Genomic DNA, 14,075 nt, shown 5'->3' on the forward strand with positions numbered 1-14,075 from the left:
TCTGTGGGTGGGTGGGGGGGTTGTTGGGGGGGTGGGGGTTTTACACTAACACCCCCCCCCCCCCTCTCGCGTCGGTGGGCCCGTCGCGCCGGGCCGCGGCGTCACGCCATCGCGTCGAGCCGGTCCATCGTGTGCTGGATCAGGCTCACCAGCACCGTCTTGGCCGACTCGCGGTCCCGCGCGTCGCACAGCACCAGCGGGATCGCGGCGTCCACGTCCAGCGCCCGCCGCACCTCCTCGACCTCGTAGCTGTGCGCGCCCTCGAAGCAGTTCACCGCGATGATGAACGGGATGCCGCGCCGCTCGAAGAAGTCGATCGACGGGAAGCTGCTGTCCAGCCGGCGCGTGTCGACCAGGATCACCGCGCCGATGGCGCCGTAGGCCAGCTCGTCCCACATGAACCAGAACCGGTTCTGGCCCGGGGTGCCGAACAGGTACAGCACCACCTCCGGGTTGATGGTGATGCGGCCGAAGTCGAGGGCGACCGTGGTCGTCTCCTTGGCCTCCAGGCCCATCACGTCGTCGACGCCGACCCCGGCCTCGGTCAGCAGCTCCTCGGTGTGCAGCGGCGGTATCTCGCTGACCGCGTTGACCATCGTCGTCTTCCCGGTGCCGAAGCCACCGGCGATGACGATCTTCACTGGGGTGGGGACGAGGAGTTCCCCACCCGGCCGCTCAGATTCCACGGACACCATCCAACACCGCCTGGAGCAGGTTCCGGTCCGGCACTTGCGGGACTCGGGAGGGGTCTCGGATCACGACGTCACCGCGTTGGATGAGATCGCTCAACAACACCTTGACGACGACGAGCGGCACGTCGAGGTACGCGGCGACCTCCGCCACGGACAGCGGCCGCCGGCACAGCTCCATGATCTCCATGTGCTCGACCGACAGCGCGTCCGGGTCCGACGGGGAGGGCATCGCGCGCACCTGCGTCACCAGGTGCAGCTCCGGCCGCAACGGGCGCGTCCGACCGCGCACCATCGCGTAGGGGCGGACCAGCGGGCCCGCGGCCTCGTCGTACCACCAGTCCTCGCGGCCGGCCATCAGGAAGACCTTCGCGCGGCGGGCAGGCTCGCGGCGGCCGTGCCGCGCGGCGCCGACGACAGGTACGTGCCGACGCGCTTGACGAGCATGTTCATCTCGTAGGCGATCATGCCCATGTCGGAGTCCTCTTCGCCCAGGACGGCCAGGCAGGCGCCGTGGCCGGCCGCGGTGACGAAGAGGTAGGCGTGCTCCATCTCGACGATGGTCTGCCGCACCGCGCCGCCGCCGAAGTGCCGTCCCGTGCCCCGGGCCAGGCTCTGGAACGCCGACGCCATGGCCGAGAGGTGGTCGGAGTCGTCCTTGGACAGCCCCGGCGAGCGCCCCAGCAGCAGACCGTCGGCCGAGAGGACCACCGCGTGCCGAGCTCCGACCACCCGGCTGACCAAGTCCTCCAACAACCAGTTCAGTTCGTTGTGCTGGCTGGTCATGTCGTTCATCGGGTTGCCTTTCCGGTTTCCAGTCGTCCGGCCACTGCTGATCAGGGTTCGAGGTCGTCGGCGGGTGTCCGCCTCGCGTCACGTGTACCCCGTTGGAACGCCGACAGGCCCTTGCGGACCTTCTCGGCGGACTGCTGGGAATCGACCTCGGGGAGCGGTTCGGGCGAAGGGTGGAAATCGTTGCGCACCAACTGCGGCGCCAGGTTCTGCTGACGGCGCCTGCGTGGCAGTTCGGGGCGGTCCGCGCCGGCGGCCGGCCCCGGGTCCTCCGCGGGCCACTCGGTGGTCCGCTTCCGCTGCGGCAACTCCAACTCGCCGCTGCGCTGCGACAGGTCCAGCCCGCCGCTCAGTCGTTCGACCTCTGGAAGGGGATGTTCGTTGGCCGCGGCCTCGGCCTGGGCCCAGAACCCCTCCAGGTCTCGGGAACTGTCGGGAAACCTGGCGTCTCGCACTGAGTCGTCGCCCTGCTCCGGGATGTCGTGGAAGGTGCGGCGCGGGAGCTGGCGCGTCTCGGCGGGCTCCGTCGCCGTGGTGGGGCCCGCGACGATCGCGGACGGGATCAGCACGAGCGCCAGCGTGCCGCCGTAGGGCGACTCGCGCAGCTCGACGTGGATGCCGCGGCGGGCGGCCAGCCGGGCGACCACGAACAGGCCCAGCCGCGACTCGCCGCGCAGGCGCATCGCGTCGAACTCGGGCGGGTCGGCCAGCATCGCGTTGTGCTGCTCGCGGTCCTCGGGGTTGATGCCCAGGCCGTGGTCCTCGATCTCGACCACGATGCCCTGCGGGACCTCGCTGGCGTGCACCTGCACCTGGGAGCGGGGCGAGGAGAACGCGGTGGCGTTGTCCACCAGCTCGGCGATCAGGTGGATGGTGTCCGCGACGGCCGCGCCCACCAGCGCGGTCTCGGGCACCGGGTTCACCTTCACGCGGACGTACTGCTCGGTCTCGGCCACCGCGGCGCGCAGCACGTCGAGCAGGCGCACCGGCTTGCGCCACTGCCTGCCCGGCTGCTCGCCCGCGAGGATGATCAGGTTCTCGGCGTTGCGGCGGGCGCGGGTGGCGAGGTGGTCGAGCTGGAACAGCGCGTCGAGCTGCTCGGGGTTCTCCTCCTCGCGCTCCAGCTTGTCGAGGATCTTGAGCTGGCGGTGCACCAGGCCCTGGTTGCGGTGCGCGATGTCGAGGAAGACCCGGTTCACGCCCTCGCGCGCCTGGCTCTCCTTGACCGCCGCCGCGACGGCGGTGTACTGGGCGGCGTTGAACGCGTCGGCCACCTGGCCGATCTCGTCGCTGCCGTAGTCCAGCGGCGGCACCTCGACCTCGACGTCCACGTGCTTGCCCTCGCGGAGCCGGTCGACGATGTCGGGCAGCCGTTCGTGGGCCAGGGTCAGCGAGTCCTTCTTCAACGCCGCGAGCCGCGTGATCAGGGCCCGGTTGACCAGGCGGTTCGACGTGCGGATCGCGATCAGGATGCCGATGATCACGGCGAGCAGCGCGACCAGGCTGCCGATCAGCACGGTGCGGAACTTGCTCTCGCCGCGGGCCATGGTGACGCCCACCGCGCCGGACGCCTGCTCGCTGACCAGCGCGGTCAGCTCGTCGGAGATCGGGCCGCTGATGTTCTGCCAGTCCTGCAGCGACCCGGCGTTGGACGGCTTCGAGCCGTTCTGGATCAGCCTGCCCTCGAACTCGACCAGCCGCTTCCACTGGTCGCCCTCGATCATGAACTGGTAGTGCTCGCGCACCTCGGGGCGGGCGTAGGGCGCGATCGAGTCGTAGGCCGAGTGGTACGCGCCGACCAGGTTCGCGAACTCGATGTGCTCCTCGGGCGTGAACTGCCCGGCGGCCAGGGCGCTCGACGCGAGCGACGTGGCGCGGGACATCCAGTCGGCCGCCTTGAAGTACTCGGTCGAGGTGATGGCGCCCTTCACGGACTCGTGGTCGGGCACCACGCGGGCCTGCACGCTGAACAGCGCGTCACCGGCGTCGAGGAGGCTGTTGTAGTAGGTGTAGATCTCGGTCTTGGAGGCGCGGCCCGCCTCGAGCGCGGAGCGGCGCTGCGGCAGCTGGTCCAGCAGCACGTTCAGCGCGTTGATCTTGTCGACGATCTCCTGCGGCGCCTGCGAGGCCAGCTCGTCGAACGCCGCGCGCATCTCGTCGACCGCCCGGTCGGTCTCGCCCTGCTGCACCTCCAGGTCGCTGGTGCCGCGGTCGGGCTGGCTGAGGGCGGTCATGCTCAGCTCGCGCTCCCGCTGGAGCGCGGCGAAGGTCTGGACCGCCGGGATCGAGGCGTCCTTCACGCCCGAGGCCACGGCACGGAGGTAGAAGCCGTCGAACAGGGTGTACGACGAGAACAGCGCCCACATGATGAGAAGGACGATGCTGGGGACGACGACGACGCCGGTGAGACGTGAACGGATCGTCTTGTAGTTCGTCTCCGTAGTGGTGCTCTTCTGCTTCACAGCGCTCCGCAGCCTCGTCCGTGGTGCCAGGTCAGGCGCAGCACTAGGAACACTGCCTCTTCATCACCTGATCGGCGACGGAACGGTAACACCTTAAGATCATTATTACGAAGAGACAGCGATCACTTGCGCGACGCGACGATGAGGTTACCCAGTCGAGTGATGCCCCGAACAGGGGGCCGATGTGAACTTCTCGGTACCGGCCCCCCGACTTTCACGGCTTCGGCACCGAAACCGCGTCGTACGTCGTCGTAGGGGTGGGCGGAGTGGTGAAGCGGGCGTTCGGCAGGTACAGCCGGCCGGCGAAGGACGCCACCGTGGTCGGCACGTCGAACCGCGGGTCGGTGATCTTGGTCACCAGCGTCCCGGCCGACCCGTCCCTGGCCAGCGCGAACACCGCGACCGTGTTGAGCCGGTTCTGCACGACGTAGAGCGTGCGGCCCTCGACCAGCAGCCCGTCGCCGTTGGTCAACACCTCGCCGCCCAGGTCGACGCGGGTGGTGCGGCCGGAGTCGGGATCGACTTCGTGCAGCGCGCCGGTGTTGCTCTGGACGATCAACAGGGCTTTGCCGTCGGGCGTCTCCGCGATGCCGTTCGCGTTGTTCACGCCCGGCGTCAACACGAAGTCGCCGGTCAGCGGAATCGCGGTGTGCGAGTCCGGCAACGCGCCGTGCCGGCCGAACGCGACGCGATACAGCACCGCCTTGCGCGAGTCGGTGAAGTAGGCGGCGTCGTCGGTGATCACGACGTCGTTGACGAAAGTGTCCGAGTCGCCCGAGAACCGGTAGGACTTGAGCACCGCTCCCGTCCGGGCGTCGACCACCCGCCCGTCCCCACCCGCGCCGCCCGCGACGAACAGCCTCTTGCGCCGGTCCACCTTCAACCCGACCGACGCGGTCCCGGGCCCCTGGCTGAACACCTCGCCGCGACCCGTGCGGAGGTCGACGCGGAACAGGTCGCCGTCCGCCCGCGACCCGAAGTAGGCGACCGGCGCCGAGCCGATGGCGATCCCCTCGGGCAGGAAGCCGTCGGGCAGCGGGAACCGCGCGGGGAACGGGTGCGCTTGCGCGGCGGCGGCGGGCGCGGCGGTGACGAGGGAGACCCCCAGCACCACGGCGGCCAGCGCACCGAGTGTGCGAGACATGACCACATCCTCCTTCGCTCGTGAGCGTGCGCTCCTGAGACGTCCGGAGTGTTCCGCAGCGATCACCGCGCGGTGAAGCACCCACAGGGAACCGACAGGATCGACGCCGAAGTGCACCGCCCCGACGCTCCCCGCCTGGACGACCGGACCGTAGGCCGTACCGGACACCACGTTCTCGCTGCTGCGCCTCACAGCTCCCCCTCCTGCACTCCGCGTGACTCGAGTGCCACAGAAATGGCATGGGCCGTCGGGGGATCGTCGGGTGGACTCGTGGCACCGTTTGGCCGGCCACGGGCCGGAACGGGTCGGGGCGCGGAAGATCGAGCGCTCGCCGGCGGGTCGGACACCCACGGCGGTAAGGCGTGCGGCTCATCCACACCCATGGCCAGGTGGTCGTCCCATGACGCGGGCGCTGGACCGTTCGCCCCTGCGGCTCGGGTCCTGGTGTACCGGGCCGCGCCGCTGATCGACCCCGCTCGGCCTTCGCCCGACGTGGCCACGCCCGTGCCCGGGTTGGCCGAGGCGTTCAGTTCCCGCCCGGGGGCGGCGGCCGCCGTCCTCCGTCGCACCATGTACGACCTCTTGCGCCTGCCCGAGCCGGCCCACCCCGTGTCCACGTCGCCGGTCGCGGCCGTCCACATCGCGCAACGCGGGCTCGAAGACAGGGGTCGGTTTCGGATAACGAACAGATAACGGTCAGGTCGCGGACCGGGTGCGGTACGTATGCCACTGTGTCCACCGCCCGCCGGCGGTCGGGGTTCAACGCACATGCGCGTACCTACGACGAGGTGACACATCCATGACGCGAAACCAGGGGCGGCACCGGTTTTCACGGCGCACGAAGTTGACCGCGGGCGTGACCGGGTTGGCGCTCACGATCGGGTTGGCGGTCGCGATCAGCACCACCGGCGACCAGGGCACCGCCCAGGCCGACGGGGCCGACATCTCCCTGTTCGTCGACATCACGAAGCAGCAGCGCAACGTGCGCACACCCCAGCCCCGGCGCGGGGCGAGCACCGGGACGTTCACCGTCGACTGCGGCCGCAACGAGAACGGGCACTTCAACCCGGACAACTTCATCGCGCAGCCCGGTGTCCGCAACGGCGCGCAGCACCTGCACGACTACGTCGGCAACGTGTCGACCGACGCCGACTCGACCGACGAGAGCCTGCTCGAAGCCGACACCACCTGCAAGAACGGCGACAAGTCGGCCTACTTCTGGCCCGTGGTGCGGATCGACCGCGAGGGCGAGGACGAGGAGCCCGGCCGGCCGGGCGACGCCGAGGTCGAGTGCCCGGACGTGAAGCGGAAGCTGCGCGCCGTGCCGCGCCAGGCCAAGGCGGAGGTGGACCGCAACCTCCAGGCGATGAAGGACCAGATCGCGGAGGCGAACCGGAAGCTGAAGGCCGCCGCGAACGTGGACGACCCCGCTTTCGTCAACAACGCCGTGCTGGGGCCGTTGCGGGACAAGAGGACGGCGGCGATCGACCGCATCGTGCAGGCCATCGACCGGGTCGCGCAACGCCCCCGCGGGCTCAAGAGGCTCGCGCCGTGCACCGTGAAGGACGGCGACGCCAACGACGCCAAGGTGGCCGAGGCGGCCCGCGAGGCCGAGCCCGACGCGCCGGGGAAGGGCGACGGCAAGACCCCCAGCGACGAGAACGAGTTGCCCGGCAACGAGGGCGAGATCCAGCGCCCCGAGGTCGTGGACATCACCTTCCGCGGCAGCCCCGTCGGCAAGGTGCAGCCGATGCCGCAGTTCCTGCGCGTGCTGTACGGCGACGCGAAGGTCTCCACCAACGGCCCGAAGAACGCCCGCAAGTCGTGGACGTGCACCGGGTTCGAGGACAAGGTGCTGATCGACAAGTACCCGATCTGCCCGGGGGGCAGCAAGGTCAAGCGCATCCACGACTTCCCGAGCTGCTGGGACGGCCGCAACACCGACAGCGCCAACCACCGCGACCACATCGTCTACCCGGACGCCGACGGCCAGTGCCCGCGCGGGTTCACGGCCGTGCCGCAGCTGCGGATCAGCCTGACCTACGACATCCCCCGGGACGTGCAGGTCGCCGGGCAGTACGCGGTCGACGCCTTCCCGCAGGAGGAGCACAACCCGCTCTCCGACCACGACGACTTCGCGAACGTCATGTCCGGGGAGATCATGGACCGCCTGGTGCGCTGCGTGAACTCCGGCCGCCGGTGCCAGGAGTGACGACCTCGACTTCCTCGCCCACCGCGGGACCTCCCGGTCGCCCACCTCGCCGTGGCGACCGCCGCGGGGGACCCACGCCCCGCGGCCGCGGGTGAGGTGAGGAGGACGCCATCCCCGGCCCGCGCGGCGGCGGGTCGGGGATGGCCCGCACATCCACCGGGCGGCCGGGTCGTCAGCCGGCTTGGAGCGCCAGGTACAGGTTCACCCGTTCGGTGAACTCCGACAGGTCCACGCCCAGCAGGTCCTCGGCCCGGCCCACCCGGTACCGCAGCGTGTTCACGTGGACGTGCAGCCGCGCGGCGGCGGCGGTCCAGGAGCCGGAGCAGTCGAGGAACACCCGCAGCGTCCCCACCAGGTCCGAGCCGTGCTCGGCGTCGTAGTCCAGCACCGGCCCGAGCAGCCGCCGGCGCAGCGAACGGCGCAGGTCGTCCGGCACCCCGGCGAGCAGGAGCTGGTGCAGGGCGATCTCCTCCCCCGCCACCACGCACGTCCGCCCGGTCCGCCGCTCGCCCAGCCGCCGGGCGTGGGACGCCTCCTGCGCCGCGCCGCGCAGCCCGGTGTGCCCGACCGGCGACGACAGGCCGACCAGCAGCCGGGCCAAGCGCAGCCCCGGTTCCAGGGTCCGCACCGCCGGCCGGAGCCCTTCGGTCCACGGCCCGGACGGCGCGAGCGCGTACACCTCCTCGTCCACGGCGGCCACCAGGAACGCCGGCGCGACCGCCGCCAGCACCTCCTCCACCAGCGCCGCGGCCTGCTCGACCCGCCCGCCCGGCGCCGAGGCGGCGAGCACCCGCAGCGGCACGTCCGGATCCCACCCGACGGCCGAGATCCGGGCGGCGACGTCACCGCCCGCGAGCACCTCCCGCAGCAGCGGCCCGGCCGCGCGGTTCTCGATCTCGCGCCCCTGCACGACCCGCGCCCGCTCCACGCCGACCAGGCTGGCCAGCTCGACGGCCAGTTCGTCCCGCGTCCGGTCGCCCTCGACCACGAGGATCCACGACGTCAGCCGCGAGCCGCCCCGCACGGACACCGGCAGCAGCGTCGTGCCCCGCACCGCGACGGGCAGCCGGTCGGCCACCAGGAACTCCCGCACCAGCGCCGCCGCGCCGGGCAGCTCCGGCCCGGCGACCACGTGACCGGTGCACGACAGCACCCGGCACGGCGCGCCCAGCTCCGCCGCGCCGGCCGCGACCAGCTCGGACAGCCCGCCGCCCTCGGCGACCACGGTCAGCAGCCGCCGGTGCCGGCCGAGCAGCGCGCCCGCGTCGGCCGCCCGCTCGGCGGCCAGCTCCAGCACCACGCGCTCGGTGATGGCCGCGAACGACAGGTCGACCGGCACCTCCAGCAGCGGCACCCCGTGCCGCTCGCACGCCTCGACCAGCGCCCCGGGCAGCTCGCCGGCGTCGGGCGGGCTGACGGCCAGCGCGGCGACCCCCGCCGCGGCCAGGGCGGCGACGAACCGCTCGCAATCGGCCGCCGCGCGATACCACAGCAACCCGGAAAGCACCAGCTCACCGCCGGAGAGGTAACGCGCCGGATCCGGCAGCTCCGTGCCGTAGAGCCTGGTCACGGGCCTGTCGAGGAATTCCGCGCCGACAACGGTCCGCAGTCGCAGCTCCGGCATCCCGAGCAGACTCCGAACCCGCACCGCGCGCACCCCCTCCCCGTCATCCCGGCGGTTTACCATCGTCCGACGGTTTTTGTAGGAAAGCACGAATCCCCCGCCACGAGCGGACCGGGATTCAGTGGGCCGTCGCCGTAGCCGACGACCCCACGACGTCTGTGTACTGACTCCCGCACCGGCACCGCACCACCGAGGTGGCTGATGGACTTCCTCCGTCCCGAGACGCTGGCCGAGGCGCTGGCCCTCAAGGCGCAGCGACCGGACGCCGTGCCCATCGCCGGTGGCACGGACGTGATGGTGGAGCTGAACTTCGACCACCGCCGGCCGCCCGCGCTGCTGGACCTGACCCGGATCGCCGAACTCCGGTCGTGGGACCACGACGGCGACGCGGTGCGCCTCGGCGCGGGCGTCCCGTACACGCGGATCATCGAGGAGCTGGGCGACCGCCTGCCCGGGTTGGCCATGGCCTCCCGCACGGTCGGGTCGCCGCAGATCCGCAACCGCGGCACGGTCGGCGGCAACCTGGGCGCGGCCTCGCCCGCCGGGGACGCGCACCCCGTGCTGCTCGCCGTGGGCGCCACCGTGGAGGTGGCGTCCACCAGGGGCACCCGGCACATCCCCGCCACCGACTTCTACCTCAGCGTGAAGCGCAACGCGCTGGAGCCGGACGAGCTGATCACGGCGGTCCGGGTGCCGGTCACCCGCGCGCCGCAGCAGTTCTCCAAGGTCGGCACGCGCAACGCGATGGTGATCGCGGTGTGCTCGTTCGCCGTCGCCCTGCACCCGGCGGACCGGCGGGTCGGCGCGGCGGTCGGCAGTGCCGCGCCCACGCCGCGCCGGGCGTCGGCGGCCGAGGAGTTCCTGGCCGCCGAGCTGACCGACACCGACCGCTGGACGTCGCCGAAGCCCCTGCCGGACTCGGTGACGCGGCGGTTCGGTGAGCTGGTGGCGCAGGCCGCGAGCCCCATCGACGACGTGCGCGGCTCGGCCGCGTACCGCGGGCACGCGCTCGCCGTGCTCGCCCGCCGGGCGCTGGGCTGGGCCTGGCACGACTACACCGAGGAGGTGGCCCGACCGTGCGGGTGAACGTGACGGTGAACGGCGAGCCGAGGCAGGCCGATGACGTGTGGGAGGGCGAGAGCCTGCTGTACGTGCTGCGCGAACGGCTCGGCCTGCCGGGCTCGAAGAACGCGTGCGAGCAGGGCGAGTGCGGCTCGTGCACGGTCTACCTGGACGGCACGCCGGTGTGCGCCTGCCTGGTGGCCGCGGGCCAGGCGGAGGGCCGCGAGGTGCGGACGGTCGAGGGGTTGGCCGACGGCGACCGGCTCGACCCCGTCCAGGAGGCGTTCGTGGAGGCGGGCGCGGTGCAGTGCGGGTTCTGCACGCCCGGTCTCGTGGTCGCCGCGCACGACCTGCTCGGCCGGGTGCCGAGGCCGAGCGACCCCGAGATCCGGGAGGCGCTGGCCGGGAACCTGTGCCGCTGCACGGGTTACGAGAAGATCCTGGACGCGGTCCGCCTCGCCGCCGCCCGCCGGGCCGACGCCGGGGGCGGGTCCGGATGACGCCGACCATCCTCGACGGCGTCGCGGTCGCCGCCGTGGACGCCGCGGGCACCGAGCACGCGGTCGGCCACGTCGTCATCGAGGACGGCCGGATCACCACCGTGGGGCCGGGCCAGGCGCCCCGGCCGACCGGGCCGCACACCTGGGTCGACGGCAGCGGCTGCCTGGTCACGCCGGGCCTGGTCAACACCCACCACCACCTCTACCAGTGGGCCACCCGCGGCCTCGCCCAGGACGCCACGCTGTTCGAGTGGCTGACCACGCTCTACCCGGTGTGGCGCGGCCTGGACGCCGGGATCACGCACGCCGCGGCCTCCGCCGGGCTGGCGAAGCTCGCGACCACCGGCTGCACGACGGCCGCCGACCACCACTACGTCTTCCCCCGTGAGGGCGGCGACCAGTTCGCGGCCCTGGTCGAGGCGGGCCGGCGCGTCGGCGTGCGGCTGCACGCCGTGCGCGGCTCGATGGACCGCGGCCGGTCGCACGGCGGCCTGCCGCCGGACAACCTGGTCGAGGACACCGAGGCCGCGCTGATCGCCACCGAGCAGGCGGTCAACGACCACCACGACACGTCCCCGGACGCGCTGGTCCGGGTGGCCGTCGGCCCGTGCTCGCCGTTCTCGGTCAGCGCCGAGCTGATGGTCGGCGCGGCGGAGCTGGCCCGCGCCAAGGGCGTGCGGCTGCACACCCACCTCGCCGAGACCGTGGACGAGGAGGAGCAGTGCCTGGCCGAGTACGGCTGCACGCCCACCGAGTACGCCGAACGCCTCGGCTGGCTCGGTGACGACGTGTGGTTGGCGCACACCGTCCACCTGTCGCCCGAAGCGGTGAAGCGGGTGGGCGCGACCGGCACCGGCAGCGCCCACTGCCCCACGTCCAACGGCCGGCTGGGCACCGGCATCGCCCCGGTCCGCGACCTGCTCGACGCGGGCGCGCCGGTGGGCCTCGGCGTGGACGGGGCGGCGTCCAACGAGGCCGGCGGGCTGGTCGAGGAGCTGCACCAGGCGTTGCTGCAGGCCCGGCAGCGCGGCGGGCCCCGGGCGTTGACCGCGCGGGAAGCGTTGTGGCTGGGCACGATGGGCGGCGCGCGGTGCCTGGGCCGGGAGGCCGAGATCGGCTCGATCGAGCCGGGCAAGCTCGCCGACCTCGCGGTGTGGCGGCTCGACGGGCTGGACCACGCGGGCATCGAGGACCCGGTGGCCGCCCTCGTGCTCGGGCCGCGGCCCCGGCTGAAGCTGCTGCTGGTGGGCGGCCGGACCGTGGTGGAGGACGGCGAGCTGCGCACCGCCTCCGAGACCGACCTCGCGCGCGACCTGCGGGCCGCCGCCGAGCGACTGAAGGGGACGCGATGAGCCTCACCCCCGCCGAACTGACCTCCGCCGTGGCCGGCGGCATCGGCTCCAGCCCGCAGCGGCCGGACGGGAACCTCAAGGTGCGCGGCGAGTTCGCCTACGCCTCGGACCTGTGGCACGAGGACATGATCTGGGGCGCGACCCTGCGCAGCCCGCACCCGTACGCGCGGATCGCGTCCGTCGACATCACCGAGGCGTTGAAGGTCCCCGGCGTGCACGCCGTGCTCACGCACCGGGACGTGCCGGGGGTCAACCGGTACGGCCTGGAGCACAAGGACCAGCCGGTGCTCGCCGAGGACGTCGTGCGCTACCAGGGCGAGCCGGTCGCCCTGGTCGGCGCGGACCACCCGGAGACGGCGCGGCGCGCGATGGCGCGCATCAAGGTCGAGTACGAGGTGCTCACCCCGGTCGTGGACATGGAGACCGCGGTCGACGACACGCCGCTGCACCCCGGCGGCAACCTGGTGCGGCACGTGCCCGTGCGGCGGGGCGACCAGGACGCGCGGGCCGAGGTCGTGGTCACCGGCCGGTACGAGGTCGGCATGCAGGACCAGGCGTTCCTCGGGCCCGAGTCGGGGCTGGCCGTGCCCGCCGAGGACGGCGGCGTGGACCTCTACATCGCCACCCAGTGGCTGCACGTGGACCAGGGCCAGGTCGCGGCGGCCCTCGGGCTGCCCCTGGAGCGGGTGCGGCTCACGCTGTCCGGCGTCGGCGGCGCGTTCGGCGGGCGCGAGGACCTGTCGATGCAGGTGCACGCGTGCCTGCTGGCGCTGCACACCGGCAAGCCCACCAAGATGGTCTACAACCGCGAGGAGTCGTTCTACGGGCACGTGCACCGGCACCCGGCGGTGCTGTACTACGAGCACGGCGCGGACCGCACCGGCAAGCTCGTGTACGTCAAGGCGCGGATCTTCCTCGACGGCGGCGCGTACGCCTCCAGCACCCCGGCGGTGGTCGCGAACGCGGCCACGCTCGGCATCGGCCCGTACGACGTGGACAACGTGACCGTCGACTGCTGGGGCGTCTACACCAACAACCCGCCGTGCGGCGCGATGCGCGGGTTCGGCGCGGTGCAGGCCGGGTTCGCCTACGAGTCGCAGATGGACAAGCTCGCCGAGGCGCTGGGCATGGACCCGGTGGACGTGCGGATCGCCAACGCGATGAGCGAGGGCTCGGTCATGCCGACCGGGCAGGTGGTCGACTCGGCCGCGCCGGTCGCCGAGCTGCTGAAGCTGGTGCGGGACAAGCCGATGCCGCCGCCCGCCGGGTCGGACCTGCGCGACCTGCCCGGCGGTGTCTCGAACACCACGCACGGCGAGGGCGTGGTGCGCGGCGTGGGGTACGCCGTGGGGATCAAGAACATCTGCTTCTCCGAGGGCTACGACGACTACTCCACCGCGCGGGTGCGGTTGCAGGTGATCAACGGTGAGCCGGCCGCGCTGGCGCACACCGCCGCCGTCGAGGTCGGCCAGGGCCTGGTGACCGTCATGCAGCAGATCGTGCGCACCGAGCTGGGTGTGGAGCGGGTGACGATCCTGCCCATGGACACCTCCATCGGCAACGGCGGCTCCACCTCGGCGTCCCGCCAGACCTACGTGACCGGTGGCGCGGTGAAGGCCGCGTGCGCGGCCGTGCGGGAGAAGCTGGTCAAGCTCGCCGGCGGCCGTGACCTGTCCACTGTGGACCTGGCCGCGCTGCTGGGCGACGAGGTGGTCGACGAGACGGTGGAGTGGCGGCACCGCGCCACCGAGCCGGTCGACCCGGTGACGGGGCAGGGCAACGCGCACGTGCAGTACGGGTTCGCCGCGCACCGCGCCGTGGTGGACGTGGACGTGGAGCTGGGCCTGGTGAAGGTGGTCGAGCTGGACTGCGCGCAGGACGTCGGCAAGGCGATCAACCCGCAGGCCGTGCTGGGGCAGATCCAGGGCGGGTCGGCGCAGGGCCTCGGCCTCGCGGTGATGGAGGAGATCCAGGTCGAGGGCGGTCGGGTGCGCAACCCGTCGTTCACCGACTACCTCATCCCGACCGTGCTCGACATGCCCCCGATGAGCATCGACGTGCTGGAGCTGGCCGACCCGAACGCCCCGTACGGGGTGCGCGGCGTCGGCGAGCCGCCCACGATCTCGTCCACGCCGGCGATCGTCGCGGCCATCCGCGCCGCCACCGGCCTCGCCCTGACCCGGGTGCCCGTGCGCCCCGAGCACATCACCGGCGTCTGATCCCCCGCACCGAGGAGAA

11 protein-coding genes are annotated in these 14,075 nt (G+C 72.5%); 5 read left to right on the forward strand and 6 right to left on the reverse strand.

Features of this window, described 5'->3' with window-relative positions; translation table 11 throughout:
* Positions 1-101: 101 nt before the first annotated feature.
* From ACFXGA_RS07515 to ACFXGA_RS07535, 5 genes are all read right to left on the reverse strand, one after another.
* Positions 102-695 carry an ATP/GTP-binding protein gene (locus tag ACFXGA_RS07515; RefSeq protein ID WP_378085194.1) on the reverse strand — a complete coding sequence of 198 codons (594 nt, stop codon included), beginning with the start codon at positions 693-695 and terminating at the stop codon, positions 102-104.
* Positions 676-1,047 carry a DUF742 domain-containing protein gene (locus ACFXGA_RS07520; RefSeq protein WP_053718070.1) on the reverse strand — a complete coding sequence of 124 codons (372 nt, stop codon included), beginning with the start codon at positions 1,045-1,047 and terminating at the stop codon, positions 676-678. The genes ACFXGA_RS07515 and ACFXGA_RS07520 overlap by 20 nt, the downstream gene beginning before the upstream one ends.
* Positions 1,047-1,484 carry a roadblock/LC7 domain-containing protein gene (locus ACFXGA_RS07525; RefSeq protein ID WP_033440408.1) on the reverse strand — a complete coding sequence of 146 codons (438 nt, stop codon included), beginning with the start codon at positions 1,482-1,484 and terminating at the stop codon, positions 1,047-1,049. Before ACFXGA_RS07525 ends, ACFXGA_RS07520 begins: the two co-directional genes overlap by 1 nt.
* Positions 1,485-1,525: 41 nt before the next feature.
* Positions 1,526-3,943 carry a nitrate- and nitrite sensing domain-containing protein gene (locus ACFXGA_RS07530; RefSeq protein ID WP_378085197.1) on the reverse strand — a complete coding sequence of 806 codons (2,418 nt, stop codon included), beginning with the start codon at positions 3,941-3,943 and terminating at the stop codon, positions 1,526-1,528.
* A 214-nt stretch (positions 3,944-4,157) separates the two neighbouring features.
* Complete coding sequence (locus tag ACFXGA_RS07535) at positions 4,158-5,087, reverse strand: SMP-30/gluconolactonase/LRE family protein (protein ID WP_378085199.1); 930 nt, start codon at positions 5,085-5,087, stop codon at positions 4,158-4,160.
* 799 nt (positions 5,088-5,886) lie between these two features.
* Between ACFXGA_RS07535 and ACFXGA_RS07540 the strand changes: the two genes are divergently transcribed.
* Positions 5,887-7,299: a DUF1996 domain-containing protein gene (locus ACFXGA_RS07540; RefSeq protein ID WP_378085201.1), complete on the forward strand. Its 1,413-nt coding sequence runs from the start codon at positions 5,887-5,889 to the stop codon at positions 7,297-7,299.
* 172 nt (positions 7,300-7,471) lie between these two features.
* On the opposite strand, the gene ACFXGA_RS07545 is transcribed toward ACFXGA_RS07540, so the two are convergent.
* On the reverse strand, positions 7,472-8,923 hold the full coding sequence (locus tag ACFXGA_RS07545) for a PucR family transcriptional regulator (protein WP_378085203.1): 1,452 nt from the start codon (positions 8,921-8,923) through the stop codon (positions 7,472-7,474).
* A 201-nt stretch (positions 8,924-9,124) separates the two neighbouring features.
* Between ACFXGA_RS07545 and ACFXGA_RS07550 the strand changes: the two genes are divergently transcribed.
* From ACFXGA_RS07550 to ACFXGA_RS07565, 4 genes are read left to right on the forward strand one after another with little or no spacing between them, the layout of a single operon-like run.
* Complete coding sequence (locus tag ACFXGA_RS07550; RefSeq protein WP_378085205.1) at positions 9,125-10,009, forward strand: FAD binding domain-containing protein; 885 nt, start codon at positions 9,125-9,127, stop codon at positions 10,007-10,009.
* The gene (locus ACFXGA_RS07555) at positions 10,000-10,485 is read left to right on the forward strand and encodes a (2Fe-2S)-binding protein (RefSeq protein ID WP_378085207.1); all 486 of its coding nucleotides are present in this window, start codon (positions 10,000-10,002) and stop codon (positions 10,483-10,485) included. The genes ACFXGA_RS07550 and ACFXGA_RS07555 overlap by 10 nt, the downstream gene beginning before the upstream one ends.
* On the forward strand, positions 10,482-11,837 hold the full coding sequence (locus tag ACFXGA_RS07560) for an 8-oxoguanine deaminase (protein WP_378085209.1): 1,356 nt from the start codon (positions 10,482-10,484) through the stop codon (positions 11,835-11,837). The genes ACFXGA_RS07555 and ACFXGA_RS07560 overlap by 4 nt, the downstream gene beginning before the upstream one ends.
* Positions 11,834-14,056 (forward strand): xanthine dehydrogenase family protein molybdopterin-binding subunit, encoded by a 2,223-nt coding sequence (locus ACFXGA_RS07565; RefSeq protein WP_378085211.1) that lies wholly within the window; start codon positions 11,834-11,836, stop codon positions 14,054-14,056. The genes ACFXGA_RS07560 and ACFXGA_RS07565 overlap by 4 nt, the downstream gene beginning before the upstream one ends.
* The last annotated feature ends 19 nt before the right edge of the window (positions 14,057-14,075 follow it).

The sequence above is a fragment of the Actinosynnema sp. NPDC059335 genome (genome assembly GCF_042752395.1).
Lineage (GTDB): Bacteria > Actinomycetota > Actinomycetes > Mycobacteriales > Pseudonocardiaceae > Actinosynnema.

Coding starts and splice junctions, on each gene's coding strand:
- ACFXGA_RS07515 (WP_378085194.1), bottom strand. CDS start 695: ATGGTGTCCGTGGAATCTGAGCGGCCGGGTGGGGAACTCCTCGTCCCC.
- ACFXGA_RS07520 (WP_053718070.1), bottom strand. CDS start 1,047: ATGGCCGGCCGCGAGGACTGGTGGTACGACGAGGCCGCGGGCCCGCTG.
- ACFXGA_RS07525 (WP_033440408.1), bottom strand. CDS start 1,484: ATGAACGACATGACCAGCCAGCACAACGAACTGAACTGGTTGTTGGAG.
- ACFXGA_RS07535 (WP_378085199.1), bottom strand. CDS start 5,087: ATGTCTCGCACACTCGGTGCGCTGGCCGCCGTGGTGCTGGGGGTCTCC.
- ACFXGA_RS07540 (WP_378085201.1), top strand. CDS start 5,887: ATGACGCGAAACCAGGGGCGGCACCGGTTTTCACGGCGCACGAAGTTG.
- ACFXGA_RS07545 (WP_378085203.1), bottom strand. CDS start 8,923: ATGCCGGAGCTGCGACTGCGGACCGTTGTCGGCGCGGAATTCCTCGAC.
- ACFXGA_RS07550 (WP_378085205.1), top strand. CDS start 9,125: ATGGACTTCCTCCGTCCCGAGACGCTGGCCGAGGCGCTGGCCCTCAAG.
- ACFXGA_RS07560 (WP_378085209.1), top strand. CDS start 10,482: ATGACGCCGACCATCCTCGACGGCGTCGCGGTCGCCGCCGTGGACGCC.
- ACFXGA_RS07565 (WP_378085211.1), top strand. CDS start 11,834: ATGAGCCTCACCCCCGCCGAACTGACCTCCGCCGTGGCCGGCGGCATC.